At 57.1% G+C, this 26,183-nt stretch carries 26 protein-coding genes and 1 tRNA gene; 18 read left to right on the top strand and 9 right to left on the bottom strand.

Annotated elements, in window-relative coordinates:
- Positions 1-3: 3 nt before the first annotated feature.
- Together ACMYSN_RS09720 and eutC are read left to right on the top strand one after the other, a co-directional pair.
- Positions 4-1,392, top strand: coding sequence for an ethanolamine ammonia-lyase subunit EutB (locus ACMYSN_RS09720; RefSeq protein WP_462497844.1), 1,389 nt, complete (start codon positions 4-6; stop codon positions 1,390-1,392).
- The gene (eutC, locus tag ACMYSN_RS09725; RefSeq protein WP_462497845.1) at positions 1,389-2,168 is read left to right on the top strand and encodes an ethanolamine ammonia-lyase subunit EutC; all 780 of its coding nucleotides are present in this window, start codon (positions 1,389-1,391) and stop codon (positions 2,166-2,168) included. Before ACMYSN_RS09720 ends, eutC begins: the two co-directional genes overlap by 4 nt.
- Before the next feature lie 105 nt (positions 2,169-2,273).
- Here eutC and ACMYSN_RS09730 read toward each other — a convergent pair whose 3' ends face one another.
- A complete protein-coding gene (locus tag ACMYSN_RS09730) occupies positions 2,274-2,450 on the bottom strand; it encodes a hypothetical protein (protein WP_123755613.1) in 177 nt (58 codons plus the stop codon).
- A gap of 273 nt (positions 2,451-2,723) precedes the next feature.
- On the opposite strand from ACMYSN_RS09730, the gene ACMYSN_RS09735 reads away from it, so the two are divergent.
- The 8 genes from ACMYSN_RS09735 (at position 2,724) to phnE (ACMYSN_RS09770) (ending at position 9,594) form a co-directional block, all read left to right on the top strand.
- Entirely contained in the window at positions 2,724-3,533 is an 810-nt protein-coding gene (locus tag ACMYSN_RS09735) for an ABC transporter substrate-binding protein (RefSeq protein WP_462497846.1), read from the top strand.
- 1 nt (position 3,534) lies between these two features.
- Positions 3,535-4,353, top strand: a complete 819-nt coding sequence (locus tag ACMYSN_RS09740; protein WP_462497847.1) for an amino acid ABC transporter ATP-binding protein — start codon at positions 3,535-3,537, stop codon at positions 4,351-4,353.
- Positions 4,350-5,102, top strand: coding sequence for an amino acid ABC transporter permease (locus ACMYSN_RS09745; RefSeq protein ID WP_462497848.1), 753 nt, complete (start codon positions 4,350-4,352; stop codon positions 5,100-5,102). The genes ACMYSN_RS09740 and ACMYSN_RS09745 overlap by 4 nt, the downstream gene beginning before the upstream one ends.
- Entirely contained in the window at positions 5,092-5,790 is a 699-nt protein-coding gene (locus ACMYSN_RS09750) for an amino acid ABC transporter permease (RefSeq protein ID WP_462497849.1), read from the top strand. The genes ACMYSN_RS09745 and ACMYSN_RS09750 overlap by 11 nt, the downstream gene beginning before the upstream one ends.
- A 178-nt stretch (positions 5,791-5,968) precedes the next feature.
- Positions 5,969-6,811: a phosphonate ABC transporter ATP-binding protein gene (phnC, locus tag ACMYSN_RS09755; RefSeq protein ID WP_462497850.1), complete on the top strand. Its 843-nt coding sequence runs from the start codon at positions 5,969-5,971 to the stop codon at positions 6,809-6,811.
- 23 nt (positions 6,812-6,834) lie between these two features.
- Positions 6,835-7,776, top strand: a complete 942-nt coding sequence (phnD, locus tag ACMYSN_RS09760; protein WP_462497851.1) for a substrate-binding domain-containing protein — start codon at positions 6,835-6,837, stop codon at positions 7,774-7,776.
- Positions 7,777-7,843: 67 nt separating this feature from the next.
- The gene (phnE, locus tag ACMYSN_RS09765) at positions 7,844-8,716 is read left to right on the top strand and encodes a phosphonate ABC transporter, permease protein PhnE (RefSeq protein WP_123756212.1); all 873 of its coding nucleotides are present in this window, start codon (positions 7,844-7,846) and stop codon (positions 8,714-8,716) included.
- Positions 8,713-9,594: a PhnE/PtxC family ABC transporter permease gene (gene phnE, locus ACMYSN_RS09770; RefSeq protein WP_462497852.1), complete on the top strand. Its 882-nt coding sequence runs from the start codon at positions 8,713-8,715 to the stop codon at positions 9,592-9,594. Before phnE (ACMYSN_RS09765) ends, phnE (ACMYSN_RS09770) begins: the two co-directional genes overlap by 4 nt.
- Positions 9,595-9,635: 41 nt before the next feature.
- On the opposite strand, the gene ACMYSN_RS09775 is transcribed toward phnE (ACMYSN_RS09770), so the two are convergent.
- The 4 genes from ACMYSN_RS09775 to ACMYSN_RS09790 form a co-directional block, all read right to left on the bottom strand.
- Positions 9,636-10,298, bottom strand: a complete 663-nt coding sequence (locus ACMYSN_RS09775; protein WP_462497853.1) for an HAD family hydrolase — start codon at positions 10,296-10,298, stop codon at positions 9,636-9,638.
- A 140-nt stretch (positions 10,299-10,438) separates the two neighbouring features.
- On the bottom strand, positions 10,439-12,226 hold the full coding sequence (locus ACMYSN_RS09780) for an aryl-sulfate sulfotransferase (RefSeq protein WP_462497854.1): 1,788 nt from the start codon (positions 12,224-12,226) through the stop codon (positions 10,439-10,441).
- A gap of 24 nt (positions 12,227-12,250) precedes the next feature.
- Positions 12,251-12,994 (bottom strand): ABC transporter ATP-binding protein, encoded by a 744-nt coding sequence (locus ACMYSN_RS09785; protein ID WP_462498235.1) that lies wholly within the window; start codon positions 12,992-12,994, stop codon positions 12,251-12,253.
- Entirely contained in the window at positions 12,994-14,544 is a 1,551-nt protein-coding gene (locus ACMYSN_RS09790; protein ID WP_462497855.1) for an ABC transporter permease, read from the bottom strand. The genes ACMYSN_RS09785 and ACMYSN_RS09790 overlap by 1 nt, the downstream gene beginning before the upstream one ends.
- Before the next feature lie 236 nt (positions 14,545-14,780).
- On the opposite strand from ACMYSN_RS09790, the gene ACMYSN_RS09795 reads away from it, so the two are divergent.
- Positions 14,781-15,848: a type 2 periplasmic-binding domain-containing protein gene (locus ACMYSN_RS09795; RefSeq protein WP_462497856.1), complete on the top strand. Its 1,068-nt coding sequence runs from the start codon at positions 14,781-14,783 to the stop codon at positions 15,846-15,848.
- Here the strand turns inward: ACMYSN_RS09795 and ACMYSN_RS09800 are convergent.
- A complete protein-coding gene (locus ACMYSN_RS09800) occupies positions 15,845-16,789 on the bottom strand; it encodes a LysR family transcriptional regulator (protein ID WP_462497857.1) in 945 nt (314 codons plus the stop codon). The two genes, ACMYSN_RS09795 and ACMYSN_RS09800, sit on opposite strands and share 4 nt — an antisense overlap.
- Positions 16,790-17,130: 341 nt before the next feature.
- Between ACMYSN_RS09800 and ACMYSN_RS09805 the strand changes: the two genes are divergently transcribed.
- Positions 17,131-17,697 carry an NlpC/P60 family protein gene (locus ACMYSN_RS09805; RefSeq protein WP_462497858.1) on the top strand — a complete coding sequence of 189 codons (567 nt, stop codon included), beginning with the start codon at positions 17,131-17,133 and terminating at the stop codon, positions 17,695-17,697.
- 81 nt (positions 17,698-17,778) lie between these two features.
- Here the strand turns inward: ACMYSN_RS09805 and phoE are convergent, their stop codons facing one another.
- Positions 17,779-18,831, bottom strand: a complete 1,053-nt coding sequence (gene phoE, locus ACMYSN_RS09810) for a phosphoporin PhoE (RefSeq protein WP_462497859.1) — start codon at positions 18,829-18,831, stop codon at positions 17,779-17,781.
- Positions 18,832-19,121: 290 nt separating this feature from the next.
- Here phoE and proB point away from each other — a divergent pair, with 290 nt between their 5' ends.
- The 4 genes from proB to ACMYSN_RS09830 all read left to right on the top strand — a co-directional run bounded on the left by proB (position 19,122) and on the right by ACMYSN_RS09830 (position 22,497).
- Positions 19,122-20,225: a glutamate 5-kinase gene (proB, locus tag ACMYSN_RS09815; RefSeq protein WP_462497860.1), complete on the top strand. Its 1,104-nt coding sequence runs from the start codon at positions 19,122-19,124 to the stop codon at positions 20,223-20,225.
- A gap of 10 nt (positions 20,226-20,235) precedes the next feature.
- Positions 20,236-21,489 carry a glutamate-5-semialdehyde dehydrogenase gene (gene proA / locus ACMYSN_RS09820; RefSeq protein WP_462497861.1) on the top strand — a complete coding sequence of 418 codons (1,254 nt, stop codon included), beginning with the start codon at positions 20,236-20,238 and terminating at the stop codon, positions 21,487-21,489.
- A gap of 114 nt (positions 21,490-21,603) precedes the next feature.
- Positions 21,604-21,679 (top strand) — tRNA-Thr (locus ACMYSN_RS09825).
- 665 nt (positions 21,680-22,344) lie between these two features.
- The gene (locus ACMYSN_RS09830) at positions 22,345-22,497 is read left to right on the top strand and encodes a hypothetical protein (protein ID WP_191997239.1); all 153 of its coding nucleotides are present in this window, start codon (positions 22,345-22,347) and stop codon (positions 22,495-22,497) included.
- 129 nt (positions 22,498-22,626) lie between these two features.
- Here ACMYSN_RS09830 and ACMYSN_RS09835 read toward each other — a convergent pair whose 3' ends face one another.
- Together ACMYSN_RS09835 and ACMYSN_RS09840 are read right to left on the bottom strand one after the other, a co-directional pair.
- A complete protein-coding gene (locus tag ACMYSN_RS09835) occupies positions 22,627-22,968 on the bottom strand; it encodes a hypothetical protein (RefSeq protein WP_462497862.1) in 342 nt (113 codons plus the stop codon).
- Between the two features lie 13 nt (positions 22,969-22,981).
- A complete protein-coding gene (locus ACMYSN_RS09840; protein WP_462497863.1) occupies positions 22,982-23,341 on the bottom strand; it encodes a hypothetical protein in 360 nt (119 codons plus the stop codon).
- 292 nt (positions 23,342-23,633) lie between these two features.
- Between ACMYSN_RS09840 and ACMYSN_RS09845 the strand changes: the two genes are divergently transcribed.
- The gene (locus tag ACMYSN_RS09845) at positions 23,634-24,044 is read left to right on the top strand and encodes a hypothetical protein (protein WP_462497864.1); all 411 of its coding nucleotides are present in this window, start codon (positions 23,634-23,636) and stop codon (positions 24,042-24,044) included.
- Between the two features lie 713 nt (positions 24,045-24,757).
- Positions 24,758-25,321, top strand: coding sequence for a recombinase family protein (locus ACMYSN_RS09850; RefSeq protein WP_462497865.1), 564 nt, complete (start codon positions 24,758-24,760; stop codon positions 25,319-25,321).
- Positions 25,322-26,183: the final 862 nt, after the last annotated feature.

Consider the following 26,183-nt stretch of genomic DNA (forward strand, 5'->3'; position numbering starts at 1 on the left):
GGCATGTATAAAACCACGCTATCGGGCCAGGTATGGCGCTTTGATAGTCTGAAAACGCTGATGGCTAAGGCCTCGCCAGCCCGTTCCGGCGACGCCCTCGCGGGCGTGATCGCCGATAGCGCCGAAGAACGGATGGCGGCGAAAATTGCGCTGGCGGACGTCCCGCTGACGGAGATTCTGGCTAATCCCCTCATTCCGTATGAGCAGGACGAGGTGACCCGGCTGATTATCGACACCCACGACAGCGCGGCGTTTGCCGCCATTAGCCACCTGACTGTGGGGGATTTTCGCGACTGGCTGCTGGATGACGCCACCGATACCGCCACTCTGCAACAGGTGGCCCGGGCGATCACCCCGGAAATGGCGGCGGCGGTCAGCAAACTGATGCGCAATCAGGACCTGATCCTCGCGGCCAGCAAGTGTCGGGTCATCACCCACTTTCGCAATACCATCGGCCTGCCGGGGCACCTTAGCGTGCGCCTGCAGCCCAATCATCCAACGGATGACATGAAAGGGATCGCCGCCAGCATGCTTGACGGCCTGCTGTACGGCGCGGGGGATGCGGTTATCGGCATCAACCCTGCCAGCGACAGCCTGCCGGTTCTGGCGCAGCTCAACCATATGCTCGACGATATTATCCAGCGCTTCGCCATCCCGACCCAGTCCTGCATTCTGACCCACGTCACCAACACCCTGCAGCTGATTGAGCGCGGGGCGCCGGTGGACCTGGTGTTTCAGTCGGTGGCGGGCACCGAGGCGGCCAACAGCGGTTTTGGTATCAACCTGGCACTGCTGCAGGAGGCGCGCGAGGCCGCCCTGAGCCTCAATCGAGGTACGCTGGGCAACCACGTGATGTATTTCGAAACCGGACAGGGCAGCGCGCTGTCCGCCAACGCACATCATGGCGTCGATCAGCAGACCTGCGAAGCCCGCGCCTACGCCGTGGCCCGCCATTTCGAGCCGCTGCTGGTCAATACGGTGGTGGGATTTATTGGCCCGGAGTATCTCTACGACGGTAAGCAGATTATCCGCGCCGGTCTGGAAGACCATTTCTGCGGGAAGCTAATGGGGCTGCCGATCGGCTGCGATGTCTGCTACACCAACCATGCGGAAGCGGATCAGGACGATATGGACACCCTGCTGACCCTGCTGTGCAACGCCGGGCTGACCTTTCTCATCGGCGTGCCGGGCGCCGACGATATCATGCTCAACTACCAGAGCACCTCGTTTCACGATGCGCTGTACGCCCGCCGACTGCTGGGGTTAAAGCACGCCCCTGAATTTGCCGCCTGGCTGGCGAAAATGCAGATTATCGACCCGGACGGTACGCTGCGCCTGACCGATGCCCGCCATCCGCTGCTCTCCGTCATGCCGCAAGGAGCACCAGTATGAACAGACCCGATGCCTGGAACCCGCTGCGCGAATTTACCGATGCACGGATTGCCCTGGGGCGCAGCGGCGCCAGCCTGCCCACCCGTGAAGTGCTCAACTTCGGCCTTGCCCATGCCAGAGCCCGCGATGCGATTCACCGGCCATTTGAAAGCGAGCAGCTGGAACCATCGCTGGCGGAGATGGGGCTGTCATCGTTGACGGTGCACAGCGCCGCCAGCGATCGCCATATTTACCTTAATCGCCCCGACCTCGGACGGCGGTTGAGTGACGCCAGCCGCGCCGATCTGGCCGCTAGCGGCACCCGTCCGGCAGACCTGCTGCTGGTGATTGGCGACGGGCTGTCGTCGTATGCCGTGCACCGTCAGGCGTTGCCGCTGATTCGCGCCCTGCTGCCCTATCTGCAGACGCTGGGCATCAGCCTGGCACCGGTGGTGCTGGCCCATCAGTCGCGGGTGGCGCTGGGCGATGATATCGGTGAAACATTGCGGGCCAGAGCGGTGGCGATATTGATTGGCGAGCGCCCGGGACTCTCGTCTCCGGATAGCCTCGGGGTCTATCTGACCTGGCAACCGCATCGTCAGCGGCTGGAGTCAGAGCGCAACTGTATTTCGAATATTCGCCCGGACGGGCTGAGGTATGAAGCCGCCGCCTTTAAGCTGGCGTGGCTGCTGGAGCAGGCGTTTTTACGTCGTCTGACCGGCGTGCATCTCAAAGATGAGAGCGACAATCCGGCGCTGCATGGCAAGGTCAAACCGTTGGGGATTAGCAAAAATTAAAGCTGCTGGCGGCTGCGGATACTGTCCCGTTTACCGCAACCGCCAGTAGCCTCGCGCTACACAAAGCACACCTCATTCCAGTAGGCTTCACGCGTCCTGCGTCGCTCAGTATGTTTTATCATGACGGAACCACCTTGTTTCAACATTCGCGATATCCACGCCGTACAGGCTGGCGACCGGTAATATTGCCTCCATCATGCGTTGGGTATCCTGCTGCCCGGCTTCACCGTTAGATAAAAACGCCAGCCAGCCCGTGATCCGTTGCCATAGTGCCACTTTCATTTTTCCTCCGTCGGGACGCAATGTGTCTGACGTTATTTCAACCACAGATGACGCCGGGCGGGAAATATCAATTCCGGGTTACCAATCCCAAAAGATGCAAATTACCCGCGTTCCCGTCGCCCGGAAGCTGGTACAGAGCTGGCGCAGAGATACCCATAACTTCCTTATGTGTATTTCGATATAAATAAGCATTTTTTCTTCTTTGCCCGGCCCGGTGAATCTGTGGGAGCGTAATAGCCACAACATAAAAACAGGGATTCAGGGGAATAAATTATGCGCATGGCAAAAACAACACTCGCGTTAGCACTGGGGATTCTGGGGTTAACGACGCAGGCCCAGGCGGACCAGCTGGCCGATATCAAGGCCGCAGGCGTGGTCAAAGTCGCCACTTTTGATGCTAACCCACCGTTCGGCTCGGTTGATCCAAAAACCCACCAGTTGGTGGGCTATGACGTCGATTTTGCCAAGGCGCTGGCAACATCGCTGGGGGTAAAACTGGAGCTGGTCGCCACTAACCCGGCCAACCGTATTCCGCTGCTGCAGTCCGGCAAGGCTGACCTGATCGTCGCCGATATCACCATCACCCCGGAGCGCGCTCAGGTGATTGATTTCTCGACACCTTACTTTGTTACCGGCCAGCAGTTCCTCGTGCCGGTCAAAGCGGCAGACCAGCTCGACAGCTACAGCAAAGCGCGGATTGGCGCGGTAAAAGGCACCACCGGCGAACAGGCTCTGCACCAACGCTTCCCGCAGTCGCGGGTGCTTTCCTATGACGATATTCCGCTGGCGCTGACCGCGCTGCGCAACGGCAACGTCCAGGCCATTACCCAGGACAGCACCATTCTGGCCGGTTTGCTGGCAGAGGCGCCGGACAAAGCCAGCTTTAAAATCATCCCCGACCTGCTGAGCAAAGAGGAGATTGGTGTGGGGGTTAAAAAAGGCGAACCTGCGCTGTTGAAGGCGGTCAACGACGAGCTGGTGAAGCTGGAGCAATCCGGCCAGGCGGCAAAAATCTATGATGTCTGGTTTGGTCCTGCCACTAAAACCCCACAGCCGCGCGCGTTTACCATAGAAGCGAAATAATATGTTATCGGGTCTGTTTTCACGCTCCGCGGCTTCGTCCGCGGATTTTTCGCATTTGCAGCGCGCCAGTATCGAATTTCGCCAGGCGGCCAAACGCTACGGCGACCATCAGGTTCTCAACGGGATCGACCTGCAGATTGAACCGGGGGAAGTGGTGGCAATCCTTGGCCCGTCGGGATCGGGGAAATCAACGCTGATCCGCCTGATCAACCAGCTCGAATCCCTCAGCGACGGTGAGATCCTGATCGACGGGAAACCCACCCGCCAGCTGACGAACAGCGCCCTGCGCCAGCTACGCAGCCGCGTGGGCTTTGTGTTTCAGCAGTTCAATCTCTATGCCCATCTGACGGCGCAGGACAATATCACCCTCGCGCTGGAGCGCGTCCACGGCTGGCAAAAAAACGCCGCCCGCGGGCGGGCGCTGGAGCTGCTGCAACAGGTCGGGCTGGAAGATAAGGCGCAGCACATGCCCTCTCAGCTCTCCGGCGGCCAGCAGCAGCGGGTGGCCATCGCCCGGGCGCTCGCCTCCTCGCCGCAAATCATCTTCTTCGATGAACCAACCTCGGCGCTCGATCCGGAAATGATTGGCGAAGTGTTGCTGGTCATGAAGCAGCTGGCCCATAGCGGCATCACCATGGTGGTGGTGACCCACGAGATGCAATTCGCCCGCGATATTGCCGACCGGGTGGTGTTTATCGACGGCGGCGATATTCTCGAAGTGGCCCCCCCGGCGGACTTTTTCGCCCGGCCCCAGCACGCCCGCACCCGGCGCTTTCTGCAAAAGGTACTGGATCCGCTGCACCAGGAGAGCCTCGAATGACCCCGCTACTCGACTGGCACGGCGTGCTGAGCGGGCAGCCGCTACAGTGGATTATTTCCGGCTTTCTCACCACCCTGTGGGTCAGCGTCGCCGGTATCCTGCTGGCGACCGCGCTGGCGATTGTGCTGCTGGCCCTGCGCTTAGGCGGCGGGCGAACCGGGCGCGGTCTGGTAGCCTGCTGGGTTTCGCTGTTTCGCAACACCCCGCTGCTGGTGCAGCTGCTGTTCTGGTATTTCGCCGCCTGGAACCTGTTGCCGCTGGCGGTGCGGGATTTTATTAATGCCGACCACGCCTGGTCCATACTGCCGGGCAACGTCTGGTGGCTGACGCCGGAGTTTCTCTGCTCTATGTGGGGACTGGGGGTGTTTACCTCGGCGTTTCTGGTGGAAGAGATCGCCTCCGGACTGCGTGCCGTCAGCCACGGCCAGCGCGAAGCGGCCCTCGCGCAGGGCTTTACGCCGTGGGGCGAGCTGCGTCATATCCTGCTACCGCAGGGGCTGACCAACGCCTGGCAGCCGATCGTCGGCCAGTATCTGAACCTGATGAAGCTCTCATCGCTTGCCAGCGGCATCGGCTTTGCCGAGCTGACCTACCAGGTGCGGCAAATTGAGAGCTATAACGCTCACGCGCTGGAGGCCTTCGCCGTCGGCACGGCGCTGTATCTGGCGCTCGGGGTGCTCATGGGGATGGTGCTGACGCGTCTCGGTCCGGGCAAAACGCCGCTCAGGAGCCTGTCGCATGAACGCTAATCTGGCGGTGATCGCCGATAACCTCGATTACCTGCTGTGGGGACGACTGGCGGAAGGCATTCCCGGTGGCGTCGCCCTGACGCTGATGATGGCGATTGGCGCGGCGGCGCTGGCGTTGCCCCTCGGCATTGTGCTGGCCGGGGCCGCCTGGCGTTACGGCGGCGTGGTGCGTCGGGTGCTGTTTCTGTGGGCCGAGCTGATCCGCGGTATTCCGCTTATTTTCGTCATTTTCTGGCTGTGGTATCTGCTGCCGATGCTCACCGGGAGCGACCTGCCCGGCGCGGTGACGGTGACCCTGGCGCTGGCATGGTTTACTGCCGCATCGGTGATGCATTCGGTGCTGGCAGGCCTGCAGTCGTTACCCGCCGGGCAACCTGAAGCCGCCCGCAGTCAGGGGTTTTCTGCCGGGCAAACGCTACGCTTTGTCCTGCTGCCCCAGGCGCTACGCAATGTGCAGCCGTCGCTGGTGGGTATTTTTATTAACCTGCTGAAAGACACTTCGCTGGCGTTTATCGTTAACGTCCCGGAGCTGACCACCGTCGCCGGTCAGGTCAACAACCGGGTGCAGATTTACCCGCTGGCGATTTTTGTCTTCACCGGTGTGGTCTACTACCTGCTGTGCTGCGGCCTGAGCCTGCTGGCCAACCACCGCTTGAGCCGGCGTCACCCCCGCGGCCAGGCCGCCTGACAAGGCCGTCTGACGGGCCCCGGCATCCTGCGCCAGGGCCCGTTTTTTCCTGCCGGTTTCGCCGTCCGCGCTCACGCAATAACCGCGCCGTTCACCATTCTTTCGTCTTACCGTCATATAACGATCACATAAAACACCATTAATAGTGCCCAGTTTAATGACGAACCTGGACACTGTGATGAATAGTTCTCTAGCCATGGTCACCGACACCGATTATCCGCCAGCGGGTCAACCCGACAGCGCCCGGCAGCGGAAAGTCTTAAGCGTGCGCAACCTGAATAAGTCATACAGCGCACAGCAAACCGTGCTGGCTGACATCAGTTTCGATCTCCATGCCGGTGAACTGGTAGGCGTGATCGGCCGCTCGGGCGCCGGGAAATCCACCCTGCTGCATGTGCTGAACGGCACCCACAGCGCCACCGGCGGCGAGATCCTCAGCTACCCGGAAGTGGGCATTCCCCACGATGTGGCGAAGCTGACGGGCCGGGCGTTAAACGCCTGGCGCAGCAAATGCGGCATGATTTTCCAGGACTTTTGTCTGGTGCCGCGCCTCGACGTGCTGACCAACGTGCTGCTGGGCCGCCTGAGCCAGACCTCAACGCTGAAATCCCTGTTTAAGATCTTCCCTGACGCCGACCGGGCGCGCGCCATTTCGCTGCTGGAGTGGATGAACATGCTACCCCACGCGCTACAGCGTGCAGAAAATCTCTCCGGCGGCCAGATGCAACGCGTCGCCATCTGCCGCGCGCTGATGCAGAACCCTGGCATTTTACTGGCCGACGAGCCGGTTGCCTCTCTCGATCCTAAAAATACGCAGCGCATCATGAATGTCCTGCGCGAAATCAGCGAACAGGGCATCAGCGTGATGGTGAACCTGCATTCGGTGGAGCTGGTGAAAGAGTATTGCACGCGCGTTATTGGCGTCGCGAAGGGCAACATTATTTTTGACGACCATCCTTCACGGCTGACGCAGGACATTCTGCATCAGCTGTACGGGGATGAAATTAGCCAATTGCATTAATTGCCACTCACACGGACAACATAATGAAACAACACATCACTGGTGCATTTCGTTTATCCGCAGCGGTTGCGGGAATAATGATGGCGTGGCAGGCAGGTGCTGCGGAACAGCCAAAAGAATTAAATCTGGGGATCCTCGGGGGCCAGAACGCCACCCAGCAAATTGGTGATAACCAGTGCGTCAAACAGTTCCTCGATAAAGAGCTGAACGTCGATACCAAATTACGTAACTCTTCCGACTATTCCGGCGTTATCCAGGGTCTGCTGGGCGGTAAAGTGGACGTGGTGCTGAGCATGTCACCTTCGTCCTACGCTTCGGTGTATATCAATAACCCGAAAGCGGTCGATATTGTCGGGATCGCCGTGGATGATAAAGATCAGTCCCGCGGCTACCACTCGGTGGTGATCGTTAAAGCCGACAGCCCGTACAAAACGCTAGACGATCTGAAAGGCAAGGCGTTTGGTTTCGCCGACCCGGACTCCACTTCCGGCTTTTTGATCCCCAACCACGCCTTTAAACAGAAATTCGGCGGCACGTCGGATGATAAATACAAAAACTTCTTCTCCAGCGTCACCTTCTCCGGCGGCCACGAGCAGGACATTCTCGGGGTTCTGAACGGCCAGTTCGCGGGCGCGGTCACCTGGACCTCAATGGTCGGCGACTACAACAGCGGCTACAGCGTTGGTGCCTTTAACCGACTGATTCGTATGGATCATCCCGATCTGATGAAGCAGATCCGCATCATCTGGCAATCGCCGCTGATCCCTAACGGCCCGATCCTGGTGAGCAATGCGCTACCGGCTGATTTCAAAGCCAAAGTCATTACCGCGATCAAAAAACTGGATACCGAAGACCACGCCTGCTTTATCAAAGCCATGGGCGGTACCCAGCATATCGGCCCGGGTAGCATGGCTGATTTCCAGCAGATTATCGATATGAAACGCGAGCTGGTAAGCGCGCGTTAATCCCGCCCCAACGCCGCCTCCGCGATCACCCGCGTGAGGCGGCGGCATGCTGAAGACCCATCGACGTATGAATATATCGAACACCGAATTTGAACGCTATTACCAGCAGGTACGGACGCGGCAAAAGCGCGACACCTTCGGCTGGTCCCTGCTGTTACTGGTGCTCTATTTCGCCGCCGGCAGCGCCGCTGAATTTAATCTCTTCACCATCTGGCATTCGCTGCCGAATTTTCTCGATTACATGTATGAGACGCTGCCGACGCTCCATTTCAGCACGCTGTTTGCCGACTCCCACACCAAAGGCTCGCTGGCCTACTGGGGCTACCGGCTGCCAATTCAGCTGCCGCTGATCTGGGAGACCTTACAGCTGTCGCTGGCCTCGACGCTGGTCGCAGTAGCCATCGCCACTCTGCTGGCGTTTCTCGCCGCCAACAACGCCTGGTCACCGCCGCCGGTGCGCTTTGCCATCCGCGTGGTGGTGGCCTTTTTACGCACCATGCCGGAGCTGGCGTGGGCGGTGATTTTCGTGATGGCCTTCGGCATTGGCGCGATCCCCGGCTTTCTGGCGCTGATGCTGCACACCGTCGGCAGCCTGACCAAGTTGTTTTACGAAGCGGTGGAAAGCGCCCAGGACAAACCGGTGCGCGGCCTGCTGGCGTGCGGCGCCTCGCCGATACAGCGGATCCGTTTTGCATTGTGGCCACAGGTCAAACCGATCTTTCTCTCTTACGGTTTTATGCGCCTGGAGATTAACTTCCGCTCGTCCACCATTCTTGGGCTAGTGGGCGCCGGCGGGATCGGCCAGGAGCTGATGACCAATATCAAACTGGATCGTTACGATCAGGTCAGCATCACGTTGCTGCTGATTATCATCGTGGTGTCGCTGCTGGATATGCTGTCCGGCCGCCTGCGACAGTGGGTTCTTGAGGGCAAAAAATGAGTCAATGGCAAAACCAACCGGATGTGGCCGCCAGTCGTCGGCAGCATCGGCAGTTATATCGGGCCCAGGGGCGCTATTTGCGTTTCGTCGGGTTGTTGACGCTGGCGAGCGTGTTCTATTACGTCTGGTTCTTTATGCAGTTCGGCATCAGCAGCGAGCAGCTAACCACCGGGCTGCAGCAAATCAGCCGCTATCTGCTGCGGATGTTTGTCTGGCATGACTTCTGGAACTGGCCCTTCCGCTACTACTTCACGCAGATCGGCATCACGCTGGCGATTGTCTTCGTCGGCACTCTGACCGCTACGGTGATTGCGCTGCTGCTCTCTTTCCTCGCGGCGCGCAACATTATGCGCGGGCTTATCCCTGGGTTTATCGCCCTGCTGATGCGTCGTCTGTTTGACGTTCTGCGCGGTATTGATATGGCCATCTGGGGGCTGATTTTCGTGCGCGCCGTAGGGCTTGGGCCGCTGGCCGGGGTGCTGGCGATTATCATGCAGGATACCGGTCTGCTTGGACGGCTGTACGCCGAAGGGCATGAAGCGGTCGACCGTTCGCCCGGGCGCGGGCTGACCGCCGTGGGCGCCAACGGCTTGCAGAAACATCGCTTCGGCATTTTTACCCAGTCGTTCCCAACGTTTCTGGCGCTGAGCCTGTATCAGATTGAGTCGAATACCCGCTCCGCCGCGGTGTTAGGTTTCGTCGGCGCCGGCGGCATCGGCCTGATCTATGCGGAAAATATGCGCCTGTGGAACTGGGACGTGGTGATGTTTATCACCCTGTTGTTGGTCGCGGTGGTGATGGCGATGGATACCCTCTCCGCGTGGCTGCGCCGCCGGTATATTGGCGGCAGCGTGGTGCCATTATTTAAAGCTGATTAGCTTTTCCCGGAGGCGGCGCAATGCGCCGCCTCCAGGATAAATCACAGCCGCCACGCCAACACCGGCCAGCGGTGTGTTGCATTCGCCGCCGTGAGCTGGGGGCAGGGATTGACCAGCCGGACATGGTCGGCATGCAGGCACAGCGGCAGGTCGTTAATCGAATCGGTGTAGAAAGTCACCTCACCCGAATATTCTGGATGGGCCTGTTGCCACGCCGCCAGTCGCACCACCTTCCCCTGCTGATAGCTCGGCGTGCCGGCAATCACGCCGCTGTAGCCGCCGTCGGCCATCTCCACATCGATACCCAGCGCCTGCTCAATCCCCAATGCCTTCGCCACCGCGTTAACCAGCAGGCTGACCGAAGCCGAAATCACCAGCATCTGTTCGCCCTGCGCGCGCAGGGTTTGCAGAAGATCCCACGCCTGCGGATAGACCCGCGGCACAATCTCTTCATGCACGCAGCGGGCCACCAGCGCGTCGACCTCCGCCTGCGGCACGCCGCTCAGCGGCGCCTGCAGCAACGCGACATAGTCGGCGATATTCATCTCGCCGCGATCGTAGTCGTCCATCAGCAAGGTTTCCCGCGCCAGATACGCCGGATCGCTCACCCAACCCTCCCGTACCAGGAAGCGGCTCCAGACCGTGCTGCTGTCGCCCTTAATCAAGGTATTATCCAAGTCGAAAATCGTCAGATTGTTGGACATGTTGCTCTTTCCCTACTCAGCAAAAATTGGCTCGCCAGAGCATGCTTAACGAAGATGACAGGAGAATGACTCGCCTGCGTGTAGGGCAAAGGGTAGCAAACAAGCGGCAAAACGGTCAGATTTGCCAGGCGCAGACAGACTTACAGCACCGCGCTTTGTAACCAGTTCACCAGACTGTCCACGGATGGGTCCGCCGGGGCCCGCGCCGTCGGCTTGCCGGATTTCAGCACCAGCAGCGCAGGTAACCCGCGAACCCCGAGCTGCTGCGCCAGCGCCTGGTGGCGATCGGCATCGAGATAACGTGTCTCCAGCGGCGCAATCTGGTCGGCGAGCGTCTCATGGCTCAGCCGTTGCCACAGCTTACGGCAGTGGACGCAGCGCTCGGCCCCGACAAACAATAGAATCGGACGCTCGCCAGCCAGTTCGCTTTGCGTGCTCACCGGCACAAAGCGGCTTTCGGCGACGCGGAACAGTTTCGGGCTGCGATGCAGGGTATCGTTGTCGGTTGCCACGCACAGCGCATCGGCGCTTTTGCTGTAAGGCTGCACGCCAGCAACGCGCACCACGCTCTGGGCAGGACCCGCCGCCGCCGCACCGGGCTGCCGCAGGGTGCGCACATCCACCGCCGCGATCGCCGTTTCTGCCGGCGATGCCAGCTGCGGGATCCAGTGATACGGGATCCGGTAGGCGCGGTAAACCATATTGTTATTTAACGTTTTTCCCCAGAACGGCGAGATATATTCCCAGACGATCTCATGGTCACGGGTGACTTCAAAAACGCGTCCGTTGGACCCTTCGTTGATCAAGGTATTGCCATTTTCGAGGCGCTGCATGTTGCTGATATAAGGGCTATAGAAGCGGTACGAATCGGTCGGCTGCGGTAGATCCGCCTCATACGGCGAATAACGCCATTCAATATCGAGCGTCACCGGGTTGATCTCAAGGATCCGCGAATAGTCGCGCCACGCATTTTTCACGCCGTCCGCCGAGGCCGGATTGGGGGCACCGTATCCGGCCCAACCGCCGTTATCGAAGATCAAAATATTGCCAGCGCCCGGTAAGCCTTGAGGGATCATATGCGCATGGTGCTGCCCGATAATCCAGCCCAGATGTTTCAGCTCCGGCTTGCTGTAGTCCGGCCCCAGCTGCCAGACAATCCGCCCGCTCTGTTTGTCGATGATGGCAATGATATTGGATTCCCGCGCATCCCAGATGATGTTGTCGGGATGGAAACGCGCATCGCCGTCGTCATACCATTTGTTGGGCCCCAGCGCCGACATCGAGTTAATGTGCATCCAGTCGCCCATACCGCCGCCGCTGGCGCGCATATTGGGGTTATTGCGTAGCGCCGTCCGCGCCGCCTCGTCAAAGCCCAGCTCGTGAAAATGATCGCTGCATCGCCATTCCCACACCACGTTGCCCTGCCAGTCGACTTCGATGATGGTGTCATCCAGCAGCAGCTTGTCGGAAATCTCCTCGTTGACCAGGTTAGTATGGGCAAGAATTAAGGTATTGCCGTCCTCCACCTGTGGCTCCAGCCCCGGTGCGTAATAGCCCACCGGGTTCCCCGCCCGTTGATAATCATGGTGCGCGCGCGCCATCCAGCGCGGCGGATGCCCAGGGTCGTTGACCTGCTCATAGCGCTCGAATCGCCAGGTGATATTGCCTTCCCAGTCCACCTGAATCAGATCGAGCATATCCTGCATGCCGTAGCGGGGATCGCGCTCGCCGCTGTGGCCAAGGATCGCGCCGCCGGGCAGGATTTTATTCGGAAAACCATGTAGCTCGGGCCATTCACGGACCACGTTGCCGTTCATATCCACCAGCACCGCGCCATGTTCGGTCGCCTGGAAAACGGTATAGCCGCTCCACGCCCGCTGCGGATCGTAAAGCGTGGCCCCGGTCGGGTAGACAGAAGGATGTCCCATGTTGTCACTCCTTAAATAGTTAAATCAGGCAGTAGTAATCAATGTACGAATCTGGCGGCAGGCGGCGGCGAATCCCGCCTCATCGCGCTGACGAGGATGCGGTAGCGCCAGCGTCACCACTTCACGAATCCGCCCCGGGCGCGGCGAGAGCACCACCACCCGGTCGGCCAGCACCACGGCCTCTTCCACATCGTGAGTCACCAGCAACGTGGTGGTCCCCGCCTGCCGGTGAATGCGCAGCAGCTCCTGCTGCAGGGTGTGGCGCGTCAGGGCATCCAGCGCGCCGAAGGGTTCATCAAGCATCAGAATTTGCGGACGTGCGATCAGCCCGCGGGCAATCGCGACCCGTTGAGCCATCCCACCGGAAAGCTGTGCCGGTAGCGCATCGGCGAACTCAGTCAGTTGAACGCGCGCCAGCATCTCCAGCGCGCGCTGGCGCTTCTCCGCCCGGCTCAGCGGTTCATCCGCCAGGCCAAGCATCACGTTGTCGATAACCTTCAGCCAGGGAAACAACCGCGGCTCCTGAAACACGATGCCGCGATCTTTTCCTGGCCCGACAACCGGCTGGCCGTTCACGCAGATCTCCCCCTGCGTGACCGGCTCAAGGCCAATCAGCATCCGCAGCAGCGTCGACTTGCCGCAGCCGCTGCTGCCGACCAGAGCCACCAGCTCGCCGGCGGCAATATCGAGGCTAAAATTGTGTAGCGCCGTGACCTGTTGCCAGGATTTACGCACGTGGTGAAAAGAGACCAAAGTCGATGCGATCATCATTGCTCCTGTTGGCGCCAGCGGGTGGCGCGAAATTCCAGTAAACGTCCGGCTTTATCCAGCGCCGCCCCGGTAAGGCCAATCAGCACCATCCCGCAGAGAATGGTCGGCATATCAAGCAGCTGCTGCGCATTGATCATCAGGCTGCCGATGCCGGTCCCGGAGGACATGAAATATTCCGCACCGATATTGCCAAGCCAGGCGTAGATCAAGGCCAGGCGCAGGCCGGCAAAGATCCCTGGCGCGGCTCCCGGCAGAATCAGCTGCCGCAAGCGGGTCAGCGTGCCAAAACGCAGTACCCTGGCCACATCGTCGAGCTGCGGATCGCGCTGGCCGACGGCCTGTAACGTACTGAAGAACATTGGAAAGAAAGCCGCCAGCGCGATGAACACGATTTTGCCGCCGTTGTCGTTGCCGACCCATGCCGTCAGCAGCGGCAGCCAGGCAAACAGCGCGATATGACGCAGGACGTTCAGCGTCGGGGTGAATATCTGCCCGGCGCGCGGACGCAGGGCCAGCAGCAATCCGCACAGCAGCCCGGCAACAATACCCAGCGCACCGCCGGAACATGCCCGCCCCAGGCTCGCCATCATCGCCGCGGTCAGTTCACCGCTGAGCGTGCCTTCAAGCGCGCGCTGCGCCACCGACAGCGGCGATGAGAATAAGGTGGTGTCGATCCAGCCCCACTGGCTGGCCAGTTGCCACAATGCCAGCAGCATTAACGGCAGTTGAAACGCCTGCCAGCTGGCCTGCGGTTTCCAGGCCAGACGCCCGGTCGCAGGCTGCGGCCAGAACACCAGCCGGGTGTAGAGACGGTTGGTCGCCCACTCCATCAGCAAGCCGCTGAGGCCCACCACCGCAATGGTGACGAAGACAATATCCAGCTGAAACAGCTGACGGCCCCAGACCATCAGGTAGCCGATGCCCTCGGAAGAGGCCAGCAGTTCAACCACAATCAACGAAACCCAGGCCTGGGAAAGCGCCAGCCGCAGGCCGGTGAACCAGCCCGGCAGGCTCGCGGGGATCACCAGCCAACGCAGGCGCTGCCAGCGGGAGAAGTTCATCACCTGCGCCGCTTCCCCCAACGTTAACGGCACGCTGGTTACCGCCTGCTGGGTGTTGATGGTCATCGGCACGATGGTGGTTTTGACGATAACCGCCAGCTTCAGGCCGTTATCGATGCCAAACAGCACCATAAACAGCGGGATCCAACCGAGAGTCGGGATCTGCGCCAGCGCATAAAACAACGGCTCAATACGCCGGGCGGCGGCCGGTACCAGGCCAAACAGCGCCCCCAGCAGGGTGCCCGCCATCACCCCCAGCAGCAGCCCACTCGCCAGGTGCTGAAGGCTGACGCCCCATTGGCCAATCAGATCGCTCCCCAGCAGCGACAGCGCGGTATCAGCCACCACTGCCGGGGCCGGCAGTATTTGTTCCGGCATCCAGTGCCCGGCGGCGGCGAGGTACCACAGCCCCAACACCAGCGCGGGCAGCAGCCAGGGCCAACCGTTCAGCCTGAAGGTGGGCCAGAAAAATCTGCGTCTTTTCATGAGAATCAGCGACATAACGGTCCACGTGTTGTGAAATCATGTGGCTATAAAAACGTGCTTTACTGCCCATCGCCATTGCGTTTGTTGAATAATCCCGATGCAGAAAATGCATCTCGGCCTGGCGACCACGCGGGCCGTGATTTAGCTTTTTTTTACCTTTGCTCTGCCAATAAAAGCATTTAACAGCAGGCGGTTAGCCTCTTTAGGGTGAGAAAAAAACTCGGGAGTCACCCTTTATGATGAAAGCATTTTTTATCCGTATCGCCGTCGCGTTGGCCGCCGTCATCGCCCTCGTCGCCAGCGTGCAGGCCGACAGCCTGCGCACCATTCGTATCGGCGTGCCGGACCAGAGCGCCGGCAGCAAACCGTTTATTGAAGGCCCGGTTGGCATGGCGTATATCCGCCATCAGCTGGAAGCGGTGTTTAAACCGCAGGGCATAGAGGTGCAGTGGCAGTTTTTTAAAGGGGCAGGTCCGGCGGTGAATGAAGCGCTGGCAAACCGCCAGCTCGATTTTGTCTATCTCGGCGACCTGGCGGCGATTATCGGCAAGGCTAATGGCCTCCCGACGCGCCTGCTGCTGGGCAGCCGGGGGTCTGATTCTTACCTCGCGGCGACCGCGGCATCGGGAATTAAGCAGCTGGCGGATCTGCAAGGTAAGCGCGTGGCGGTCTATCGCGGGACGGCGGACCAGCTGGCCTTCGACCGGGCGCTGCAAACCGTCGGGCTGAGCGAACGCAGTATGCAGGTCATCAACCTTGACTGGAGCGCCGGAAAAGCCGCGCTAGCGGCTGGCCGTGTTGATGCGGTATGGGGCGGCGTTTCCCTGCTGGCACTGCGTGGCGATAAGATTAAGGTGGTGGTGAAAAGCGGTGATTCAGGCCGCCAGAACACGACCCAGGCGGGTTTCCTTGGCACCCAGGCGTTTATCCAGGCCTGGCCGCAGGCCACCCAGCAAATTATTGACGTGCTGGTGAAAAATGCCGCCGAAATCAGCAACCCGGCCAATCGCGAGGCCTGGTCGGCGGAGATGGCGCAGCAGAGCCAGATCCCACAGGCGTTGTTCCTTGAAGATCTGCGCCCCGAGGATCTCAACTTCACCACCTCGCCGCGGATCGATCCTTTCCTCACCGACAGCTTCAGCAGCAGCGTCGAGCAGGCCAAATCGGGCCGATTGATCCGCAACAGCGTTGAGGTCAGCCAGTGGGTAGACGGCCAGTTTGTCGAACAGGCCCTGAAGGTACAGCAGTTGGAAAATCACTGGCCGCAGTACGATGCGAAAGGCCAGGCGGCACACGCCGGCTAAGCCCCCTCTTCCTGCGCCAGCAGCGCGATCTGATGCTGGCGGTCGGTGTGCAGGATAATATCGATCAGCGCATCGACCAGCGGTAAGCGGGCGGCGTGCACCGGAGAGATAATGGCAAACCGGGTCTGCATCAGCCGCCACTCTTCCGGAAGGTCGCTGAGCTCCAGCCTCACCAGGCGATGGCTGTGCTGGCACAGGGCAAAGCCATCTTCACTGGCAAAGCTGATAGCCTGAGTCGCCGCCAGCGTCGACAGCAGCGCATAGATGTGATCGCACTGGATCGTCGGTGTGAAATCCTGCTGCTGGCTGAGGGTCGCCAGCACTTTCCTGACGCCCGGCGGCAGGTACGGCGCGGCAAAGGGGTAGCGCAGCATCTCCTGAATGGAGACCGCCCCCCGGCGGGCCAGCGGATGATCGGCATGGCAGACGAAGAAACAACGTTGCGGGCTAAGCGGTTGAACCCGCAGTTGCGGATCCAGCTCGGCGTGCCAGCTATCGGCCACCACGAAAGGATACTGCTGGGTGGTCAGCGCGTGATGCAGGGCAAACCAGTTGTCGACCTGAAACCGCACTCTCGCCTGTGGCAGCCGACGATGAAACGCGCCGATGGCCGCCGGGATCAGGCGCGCCGCGGGGGCCGGCCCGCAGCCGAACGCCACTTCGCCATTCTGGTCGTCATCGGCTTCACACAGCAGGCTGCTGAGCTCAACGTTCAGCTCCTGGAAACGCCGAGCGTAAGGCAGTAGCTTTTGTCCGTGCAGCGTCAACGTTGGCAGTTTACTTTGCCGATCGAATAACGGATGGCCGACGCTCTGCTCCAGCGCCTGAATGCTGCGACTGAATGCTGATTGCGACAGGCATACCGCCTCTGCGGCACGGTGAAAGCTGCCATATTCAACCAACGCCACAAAGTTGCGCAGTTGGCGAAAATCCAGATGCATAAGTTGGCCTCAAAAGTTCCCTGAACGAACAAAGTACTGGACGCCAGCCCCGCCGCGCAATGGCGGGATGATGAGGATCTTTCACCTGCCTCACCGCCGGGAGATAAAGTTAAATAAGATGAGTCTTATTATTTTTCACTAAATATGATTTCAGCGTGAAATTGTTTATTAATAAACAACGCCACGGATCGCTCCCGGATATTTAATCAGCATGTTAAAAAACAGGAATGCGGTGGTTTTCCATACGTAATGTTTCGTAAATTTTTCACTAACCCTTTCTGGCGATATGGAGAATACGTTATAAAAGACGACGGTCGATCCCCTGACATGAAAATAATGATATGAAGCCTAAACTGTCCCTTGTTTTATTATTTATTCCTTTTTTGATTTTGGCAGGATGTTCATCGTCATCTAAAAAACCACCTAAAACCGCAGCCCACCATCACTATGAGCCGATCGATAGCGGATCGGACGATCTGATCCCGGTCGTCGCGGCCCTGCACGATCAAATGCACACCTGGGACGGCACACCGTATGAATGGGGCGGCACGGCCAAAAGCGGCGTCGACTGTTCGGGCTTCGTCTGGCGCACGCTCAAAGATCGTTTCAATTTGCCGATGGAGCGCGTGACCACCGGCGATCTGCTGCATATGGGCGTTCGCGTAAGCCGCCAGCAGCTGCGTCCTGGGGACCTGGTGTTCTTCCGGATCCACGGCGGGATGCACGTCGGGTTCTACGATACGGAACACAATTTCCTGCACGCCTCAAGCAGCCAGGGGGTAATGCGTTCCTCATTAGATAACCCGTACTGGAACTCGGTATTCTATCAGGCGCGCCGCCTGCCGAAGGAGTATAACGCGCAGATCACCATGAATAGCGATCCGCAGCATCTGGCAAAAAATCATTAATTTCCCGCCATAAAAAGAACCGCAGCCATCAGGCTGCGGTTTGTATTTCTGCCTCACTCATCCCTGCGGGAGAGCGTCTCATCAGAACTGGTAAGTCATCCCCAGCGCCACGATGTCGTCATCGTTGATGCCGAGCTTATTATCGCTGTTCAGCTGGTTGATTTTATAATCAACAAAGGCGTTCATGTTTTTGTTGAAGTAATAGGTCAGGCCGACATCGATATAGTTGACCAGGTCTTCGTTGCCGATACCTTCGATATCTTTGCCTTTCGACAGGACATAACCCAGGGACGGACGCAGACCGAAGTCGAACTGATACTGAGCCACTACTTCAAAGTTCTGCGCTTTGTTAGCGAAGCCGCCGGTAATTGGCGTCATCTTGCGGGTTTCAGAATACATGGTCGCCAGGTAGATATTGTTGGCGTCATATTTCAGGCCGGTAGCCCAGGCTTCGGCTTTGGAGCCTACGCCACGTGCCAGCAGGTTCTGGTCGTTGGTACGGTCAGAGCTGGTGTAGGCCGCGCTGACGGCGAAATCACTGCCACCAAAGTCATAGCTTAATGAGGTGCCGAAACCGTCACCGTTCTGTTTCTTGGCATCACGATCTTCGTTTTTACCCTGATATTGCAGAGTCAGATCCAGACCGTCGATCACCCCGAAGAAGTCGGTATTGCGGTACGTTGCCAGGCCGCTGGAACGTTTGGTCATAAAGTTATCGGTCTGTGCGGAAGAGTCGCCGCCGAATTCCGGGAACATATCGGTCCAGGCTTCAACATCGTACAGGGCACCGAGGTTACGACCGTAATCGAAAGAGCCGTAGTTTTTCAGTTTCACACCGGCAAACGCCAGGCGGGTTTTCTGAGTGGAGTCGCTTTCTGTTTTGTTGCCGGAGAATTCAGATTCCCAGCGACCGTAGCCAGTCAGCTGATCGTTGATCTGGGTTTCACCTTTAATACCGAAACGCACATAGGTCTGGTCGCCGTCTTTGCTGTCATAGTCGCTGAGATAGTGCATCGCTTTGACCTTGCCGTAGACGTCCAGTTTGTTGCCGTCTTTATTATAAACTTCTGCTGCTTGTGTAGCGGAAGAGGCGACAAGACCCATCATCATTAATGCCAGTGTGCTCTTTTTCATTATTCAATCCTGGTGATTTATTTATACGCGCTAATCAATTCCGGGCGAAGGCCCCCGTGAAAACAGGAGGTTTTTTAACGCTCAGATATTAAAAATTTATGACAATGTGGAACTTTTTATAAAAAAGAGTATTTAGATGTTTCTGTCATAAATTCGTCACGCGGCATCGCCACAATGCCCGATCTCGCGCAATAAAGTGGTTCGCCCGACACGGCAAGTGTTGGCAAGCGGCGTGAGTCCTGTTAAAACATCAGCTCGATATCGATATTCCTTTTGAACGGCAGAGAATCATGAGTGATAGCCAGACGCTGGTGGTAAAACTGGGCACCAGTGTTTTAACAGGCGGATCCCGTCGCCTGAACCGCGCCCATATCGTCGAATTAGTGCGCCAGTGCGCGCAGCTGCACGCAATGGGCCACCGTATTGTCATCGTGACCTCCGGGGCCATTGCCGCCGGACGTGAGCATCTCGGCTACCCGGAACTGCCTGCGACCATTGCGTCAAAACAGCTTCTGGCGGCGGTAGGACAAAGCCGTCTGATCCAGCTGTGGGAACAGCTGTTTTCTATTTACGGTATTCACGTCGGCCAGATGCTGCTGACCCGCGCCGATATGGAAGACCGCGAGCGCTTTCTCAACGCCCGCGATACCTTGCGCGCGCTGCTGGATAACAACATTGTGCCGGTCATTAATGAGAATGACGCCGTGGCCACCGCTGAAATTAAAGTCGGCGACAATGACAATCTTTCCGCACTGGCGGCGATTCTGGCCGGTGCCGACAAACTGCTGCTGCTGACTGACCAGCCGGGACTGTTCACCGCAGACCCGCGCAACAACCCGCAGGCAGAACTTATCAAAGACGTTTACGGCATTGATGACGCGCTGCGCGCCATTGCTGGCGATAGCGTTTCCGGTCTGGGAACCGGCGGAATGGGCACCAAACTGCAGGCCGCCGATGTCGCCTGCCGCGCGGGTATCGACACCATTATTGCTGCCGGCAACCGCCCTGGCGTGATTGCCGATGTCATGGAAAGCCTGTCAGTCGGGACCCGTTTCCATGCGCAGGAATCACCGTTGGAGAACCGCAAACGCTGGATCTTTGGCGCCCCGCCGGCGGGTGAAATTACCGTCGATGCTGGTGCGACGTTGGCCATTCTGGAAAGAGGCAGTTCCCTGCTGCCGAAAGGGATCAAAATCGTGACCGGCAACTTCTCCCGTGGCGAGGTTATCCGCATTCGTAATAGCGAAGGTCGTGATATCGCCCACGGCGTCAGCCGTTACAACAGCGATGCGCTGCGCATGATTGCCGGGCAACACTCGCAGCAGATTGATGCCATTCTGGGCTATGAATACGGTCCGGTGGCGGTCCATCGTGACGATATGATCATCCGTTAAGGAGCTTCAAATGCTGGAACAAATGGGCATTGCTGCCAAAGCGGCCTCATACAAACTCGCGCAGCTTTCCAGTCGCGAAAAGAATCAGGTTCTGGAAAAAATTGCCGATTATCTTGAGGCGCAGACCGACGAGATCCTGCGCGCGAACGCGCAAGATCTGGCGGAAGCTCGCGCTAATGGTTTGAGCGACGCCCTGCTCGACCGTCTGGCGCTCAACCCGGTACGGTTAAGCGGAATTGCCAGCGATGTACGCCAGGTCTGCAATCTGGCGGATCCGGTTGGCCAGGTCATCGACGGCGGTCTGCTGGATAGCGGGCTGCGGATCGAACGTCGTCGCGTCCCGTTGGGGGTGGTTGGTGTCATTTATGAAGCGCGTCCAAACGTCACCGTTGATGTCGCCTCCCTGTGCCTGAAAACCGGTAACGCGGCGATTCTGCGCGGTGGAAAAGAGACGTGGCGAACCAATGCCGCAACGGTGAAAGTGATTCAGCAGGCCCTGCAGGAGTGCGGATTACCGGCGGCGACCATCCAGGCCATTGAGAGCCCGGATCGGGCGCTGGTGGGTGAGATGCTGAAGATGGATAAGTATATCGACATGCTGATCCCGCGCGGCGGCGCTGGCCTGCACAAACTGTGCCGCGAGCAGTCGACGATTCCGGTGATCACCGGCGGCATCGGCGTGTGTCATATCTATATTGATGATTCTTCCGACATCACCGAGGCGCTGAAAATTATCGTCAACGCCAAAGTTCAACGCCCGAGCGCCTGTAACTCTGCCGAAACGCTGCTGGTGCATCAGGATATCGCCGGGCGCTTCCTGCCGGCCCTCAGCCAACAGATGGCGGAGAACGGTGTGACGCTGCATGCCGACGCCCTGTCGCTGCCGGTGCTGCAGGCTGGTCCGGCAAGCGTCGAGCCGGTGAAAGCGGCGCAGTACGACGACGAGTATCTGTCGCTGGATCTGAACGTGAAAGTGGTTGCCGGCCTGGATGAAGCCATCGAGCACATCCGCGCGCATGGCACCCAGCATTCGGATGCCATCCTGACCCGTACCCTGAGCAACGCCAACCGTTTTATCAACGAAGTGGACTCCTCAGCGGTATATATCAACGCCTCTACCCGCTTCACCGACGGCGGCCAGTTTGGTCTCGGCGCGGAAGTGGCGGTCAGCACGCAGAAGCTGCACGCCCGTGGCCCGATGGGCCTGGAAGCGTTAACGACCTATAAATGGATCGGTTTCGGCGACGATACGATTCGTGCTTAATGCTAAGCGGGTGATGCAAAAGTAGCCGTTTGATTCATAAGGCCATTGACGCGTCACCCACTTAGTTTTAACCTTTTACCCCGTGATTCGCCTGGCGATCACGTCCCTCTCAGGGCCGATATAGCTCAGTTGGTAGAGCAGCGCATTCGTAATGCGAAGGTCGTAGGTTCGACTCCTATTATCGGCACCATCACTTCAAAATCCTATTAATCCGAGTAAATCCAGTGATAAATACTGCTTTCTACTGCCTAATATAGGATCTTTTTCTCAGTGATTCTTTCAGTAGCAGTTGCCGCTGTGGTTAATAGTGGCAATTGGGATGTTAACTCATAGCGGCGTGTCGTTTCCAGGCTCAAACACGTACAAAGTGTGAACAGTCGCATCGTTCAGCCAACAACTTGAAGCCGATGACGTTGCCAGCGTCTCTAATCCTCTCCCAGAACCCTTGTCAATGTGGCTCGCGCTTCGTGCGGCGCTCCATGATGCAACACGTCGAGATGACGTTGCAGCGAATAAACAGGCGTAATGTTGGGAAGACTAACCGGATCGGGAAAGAATCCGGCTCTGCCACGGTTTCAGCCACCGGATCACAACGGCTACCTGATAAGAAGCCATGACAAGGCATCATTATTCCCGCGAGGGGATCACATATGGCTCGTTCTTCCCTGTGAAGGGAAAAGAGCTAACTGCGGATGTCGCTACGCTCCGCCTTTCCTTATGTGCCCAACACGGCACGTAATGGTCACCTATTGGGTGTCGAACCCGTTTTCAGTGACATTTTGCAGGTTTACTTATCAGTGCGCTTTTTTATAGCCTGCCTTTGTGGCCCAACTGCGGGCCGAACTGGAGGCAATCATGGCGAAGAATTCAGCAGCAACCAAACGCAACAACCGTAAAATCCACGCTCGTAAGTTCCTGGCGACCCCAGAGGGGCAAGCCTGGCTTGAACGGAAGAAGGCCGAAGAGGCGGAATTGAAAATGGTCGCAGAGGCCAGAAAATTTATCTGATAGCAGCCAACCACAAAGGGCCGACTCGCCCTGCCCATGCGTTAACTTCTTCCGCAAAAACCGGCGCTGCTATGCTGGCCCAATACTGCGCTAAATGATTGCTATTATCTGAAATTGCCAGTAGAGATATTAATACGGCTTATAGCTGTCTACTTGAAAAACTTCTTTCTTTTCGGTTTTAGGATCGACTTCAATGATTGCTCTCGAATTCGAATCAACTAAGAGTTTAATTACGACAAACAGGTCTTTTGTGCAGCTAAAACCGTCAACCTTGTAAGCATCTCCCCAGTTGTCTATACCTTTGTGAGATTTATCAAACTTGCATTTAATTTTTTTACCGAGCTGTGAGTATGTCGCTTGACCTGCATAGTAGGTCAAAGACCTGGCACCTTCTTTCGTTACAACTTTATAGCCGTCAGCAAAAGCGAGACCGGGGAGAAGGCATAGGACAAATAACGTTATTTTTTTCATTATCAGACACCCGTCATTTCTTCTCACAGTTCCGCATCTTGTAGAAAAATCCCGTATTTGCATCTTCCACAATGAACCTGTCGCCGAACGTTGGGCGGCGAATAAAGGTTATCCCGCCTTTTTCAGCTTTCTGTTTCAACCCGTCATCTATGCTTTCCAGATCTGGGGAATATAACTGATCACCGTTAGGCATTTGAACGATGAAGTCGTTTCCGTTATCCAGAACTGTTGCGGCTTTCGAGAGAATTTTGGTGGCTGTGTCCAGGCTGGAGATACGAATGTCACAAATGTATTTTCCAGGCCCTTGATCTTCTTCTGCAAGTGCAGGCAATGAGCATAATGAAAGCGCAATAAGGATGAGTATTTTTTTCATGAATGGCCCAGAAGTGTTAACGAAAGTAACATTTTACAGTGGCGACGTGTAAGAGCAAAGAACGTTTTATCAATGAGTGATGGTCAGGCTTCTGATTTACTTTGGTTCTACGAATGTATCGAATATCTTTAAGCACGGATTGTCTTGTCTTCACCAGAGACACCCGGCACCGCAATCTCAATGATGACCCCAAGAGCATCTGAACATTTTTGGACTATGCTGTCGCATTTTTTTCGGATATAACTTATTGACATAAAATTACAATAACTACATCCACAATGGGGTTTCTATCATGACAGCGATTCTTTTTATCGTAGCTTTAGTTTTGGCATGGCCTACAGCAGGCTTGTCTATTGTTGCATACATTGCATATCTGGTTTTCCGTGGATACGTTCAGGCAAGATCAAGGATGCATGGTGCAAATCAGCTTCGATCAGCACGGGATATTAGTGAGGGGAAAGGGCGTTTGCCATCATGGATGGGAAATCGAGATAAAATTTCTGAGTTCATCTATGGTGTTGAGCAATTAGCTTTGCGAGATGGCGTGCCGATAGTCCTTTCTTCGCAAATTATGTTACACGACGATGTACAGAAAAATCTGATGCATTATGCAGGAGCTATGGAGGCACGGGGGGCGACATTTACGGAACAGCAAATGGCTGTAGCCGAAAAGGTAGTTGATATCTACAACAGAGCAGGTTAACCGTTATAGCGAGCCTTGAGCACCTCCCGCGCTGTCTCCGTCAATTCCTATTCTACGGCTTCCTTGGTCTTGTCCTGGGTGATGCGTAATATCGAGGTACGTCATGTTGACCGCCGGGCTGCTGTGGTTCAGCATCCGGGATATTATCCCAAACCAACCCCCGCCCGATGAGAAAGATCACCAATAAAGTTAGCGCCGTGGGCTGGAATGGCGGGAAATATCTACGGCACACCCGGAGGTCTGCTTGACGCATGAGCATGCCCCCGGCGGAGGGAATCTAAAGTAGCCTGTCCTTTATGGTGTCTCGTCGGAAAATATCTCTGGCCCAAGCTATCTCTGGCTCTACGTATCAACTGAGCTGTCTGGCAAGGGGTTACCCCCCCTCGGACTTGTCAGCCATCTTTGGGAAATATCGTACTGGCCTGACCCTCGAGTTCCTCCCCGGTTCGCTGGCACTGCAACACCCTACATCTTCCTGCTCGATCCCTGCCAGAAGAAAGCATGGAACAGGGAGACAGCAGCCCGGTTCCTGATCGTGTAATGCTGATTTCTCGGCTATCGTTTGAGTACACTCTATCGATAGTGCCTTGTGATAGGGTTCATCGTTCATTTATCAATCAATCCTACCCTTTGTTGGCTATCATTTAGGTGTTGACCAACCTATATGATAGATCTATCATTTAGGTCACTTAAAGATGGTAGAGGAGATGATAATGGCTACTTTTGGTTACGTGCGTGTCAGTACCCAGGATCAAAACATAGCTCGCCAGATGTCGGCGCTTGACGGGTTGGTTGAACCAGACAACATCCTGATTGAAAAAATATCTGGCAAGGACACCAACCGCCCACAATTACAACGGCTGTTGAACGATAAACTCCGCTCTGGGGATACGCTTGTCATCAAAAGCATTGACCGCCTCGCCCGTAACACGAAAGACCTTCTGGAGATTGTGGACACTCTGATTAACAAGGGCGTTACTGTCCGGTTTATTGATAACGCGATGACGTTTGATAATACCCCGGCGAGTCGCCTGATCCTCACCATGATGGGGGCTGTTGCTGAGTTCGAACGTGGTGTTATTCGCCAGCGTCAGGCAGAAGGGATCGAGATTGCAAAAGGGGCTGGCAAGTTCAGAGGTCGCCAGGCCAAACAGTCATTGCACGACAAGGTACGCACTCTGATCGAGACTGGCGAGCACACAAACGAGAAGATTGCAGACCTAGCCGGATGCGGCGTTGCAACCGTCTATCGCATCAAGAAAAGCATGACCGACTGAATTTAGCACCGCTCCTTATCGTCCCACTGACCTCGCCATGTGCGGGGTTTTTTGTTGTCTGAAACCGACCATACCACATCGGCATCACTACATCGGCAGCAACCGCTGCGACCGCACTGACCAACAAGAAGGACATCGACCATGAGGGCGGTCATGGATCTGCATCCCACAACATGACGCCATCGGTTGACCATATGGCCCAGCTCCCGGCCCTGGTCTTGACCTCATTCCACAACGTGTACGGCATGTTGCTATCTTGCCCTCGTATGCCGTCATATACAGCCCCAGCAGAGCTGCTACGGCCCTTTCCCACTACGAGTGAATCACGATGGCCGTGATTGCTGCGCCTCTCATACTGGCTCCCATGTGCCTGAAAATCGGGCTGAAAGTGAAGAGATTCTCACCTTCACGGCGTAGTGATTTTTTTTATTGGTGAAATGGAGCGTCGTGAGTGAATCCGGTTTAGCACCGCCTTGAAGGGGCGAGCCTGTACCACGCATCGTCATTTTTAACGAACCCGCACCAGCCGTGGCGCTCAGGCCTGATCATTATGTCTTCCACACCATCGCGGAGGTCGTGACTTGACCACATCCGCGCGAGGGAAGTAGCCCAGACTGGGCGAAATAGAGCGTATTTATCGGCTATTTAATGGCATTTATTTTGAGAAATGATCGCCGGGTGACGGCAGGCGTAACCCAGGTGATTTTCACTGTGGTTGGTAGGTGATTTTCATCGTGGGTGCCCAAGTGATTTTCACTGTGGTTGGTAGGTGATTTTCACCCACTATAATAATAAAACAAGAATACCTACATAAGAATACGGATAAAAGACCTTAAAGATCTTTATAGGGGATCTGGCTTGC

The sequence above is a fragment of the Klebsiella sp. R445 genome, from assembly GCF_051131755.1.
Lineage (GTDB): Bacteria > Pseudomonadota > Gammaproteobacteria > Enterobacterales > Enterobacteriaceae > Klebsiella > Klebsiella lignicola.

Excerpts from the sequence above, each read along its gene's own strand:
- ACMYSN_RS09720 (WP_462497844.1), top strand. The coding sequence starts at position 4 with ATGTATAAAACCACGCTATCGGGCCAGGTATGGCGCTTTGATAGTCTG.
- eutC (WP_462497845.1), top strand. The coding sequence starts at position 1,389 with ATGAACAGACCCGATGCCTGGAACCCGCTGCGCGAATTTACCGATGCA.
- ACMYSN_RS09730 (WP_123755613.1), bottom strand. The coding sequence starts at position 2,450 with ATGAAAGTGGCACTATGGCAACGGATCACGGGCTGGCTGGCGTTTTTA.
- ACMYSN_RS09735 (WP_462497846.1), top strand. The coding sequence starts at position 2,724 with ATGCGCATGGCAAAAACAACACTCGCGTTAGCACTGGGGATTCTGGGG.
- ACMYSN_RS09740 (WP_462497847.1), top strand. The coding sequence starts at position 3,535 with ATGTTATCGGGTCTGTTTTCACGCTCCGCGGCTTCGTCCGCGGATTTT.
- ACMYSN_RS09745 (WP_462497848.1), top strand. The coding sequence starts at position 4,350 with ATGACCCCGCTACTCGACTGGCACGGCGTGCTGAGCGGGCAGCCGCTA.
- ACMYSN_RS09750 (WP_462497849.1), top strand. The coding sequence starts at position 5,092 with ATGAACGCTAATCTGGCGGTGATCGCCGATAACCTCGATTACCTGCTG.
- phnC (WP_462497850.1), top strand. The coding sequence starts at position 5,969 with ATGAATAGTTCTCTAGCCATGGTCACCGACACCGATTATCCGCCAGCG.
- phnD (WP_462497851.1), top strand. The coding sequence starts at position 6,835 with ATGAAACAACACATCACTGGTGCATTTCGTTTATCCGCAGCGGTTGCG.
- phnE (WP_123756212.1), top strand. The coding sequence starts at position 7,844 with ATGAATATATCGAACACCGAATTTGAACGCTATTACCAGCAGGTACGG.
- phnE (WP_462497852.1), top strand. The coding sequence starts at position 8,713 with ATGAGTCAATGGCAAAACCAACCGGATGTGGCCGCCAGTCGTCGGCAG.
- ACMYSN_RS09775 (WP_462497853.1), bottom strand. The coding sequence starts at position 10,298 with ATGTCCAACAATCTGACGATTTTCGACTTGGATAATACCTTGATTAAG.
- ACMYSN_RS09780 (WP_462497854.1), bottom strand. The coding sequence starts at position 12,226 with ATGGGACATCCTTCTGTCTACCCGACCGGGGCCACGCTTTACGATCCG.
- ACMYSN_RS09785 (WP_462498235.1), bottom strand. The coding sequence starts at position 12,994 with ATGATCGCATCGACTTTGGTCTCTTTTCACCACGTGCGTAAATCCTGG.
- ACMYSN_RS09790 (WP_462497855.1), bottom strand. The coding sequence starts at position 14,544 with ATGAAAAGACGCAGATTTTTCTGGCCCACCTTCAGGCTGAACGGTTGG.
- ACMYSN_RS09795 (WP_462497856.1), top strand. The coding sequence starts at position 14,781 with ATGATGAAAGCATTTTTTATCCGTATCGCCGTCGCGTTGGCCGCCGTC.
- ACMYSN_RS09800 (WP_462497857.1), bottom strand. The coding sequence starts at position 16,789 with ATGCATCTGGATTTTCGCCAACTGCGCAACTTTGTGGCGTTGGTTGAA.
- ACMYSN_RS09805 (WP_462497858.1), top strand. The coding sequence starts at position 17,131 with ATGAAGCCTAAACTGTCCCTTGTTTTATTATTTATTCCTTTTTTGATT.
- phoE (WP_462497859.1), bottom strand. The coding sequence starts at position 18,831 with ATGAAAAAGAGCACACTGGCATTAATGATGATGGGTCTTGTCGCCTCT.
- proB (WP_462497860.1), top strand. The coding sequence starts at position 19,122 with ATGAGTGATAGCCAGACGCTGGTGGTAAAACTGGGCACCAGTGTTTTA.
- proA (WP_462497861.1), top strand. The coding sequence starts at position 20,236 with ATGCTGGAACAAATGGGCATTGCTGCCAAAGCGGCCTCATACAAACTC.
- ACMYSN_RS09830 (WP_191997239.1), top strand. The coding sequence starts at position 22,345 with ATGGCGAAGAATTCAGCAGCAACCAAACGCAACAACCGTAAAATCCAC.
- ACMYSN_RS09835 (WP_462497862.1), bottom strand. The coding sequence starts at position 22,968 with ATGAAAAAAATAACGTTATTTGTCCTATGCCTTCTCCCCGGTCTCGCT.
- ACMYSN_RS09840 (WP_462497863.1), bottom strand. The coding sequence starts at position 23,341 with ATGAAAAAAATACTCATCCTTATTGCGCTTTCATTATGCTCATTGCCT.
- ACMYSN_RS09845 (WP_462497864.1), top strand. The coding sequence starts at position 23,634 with ATGACAGCGATTCTTTTTATCGTAGCTTTAGTTTTGGCATGGCCTACA.
- ACMYSN_RS09850 (WP_462497865.1), top strand. The coding sequence starts at position 24,758 with ATGGCTACTTTTGGTTACGTGCGTGTCAGTACCCAGGATCAAAACATA.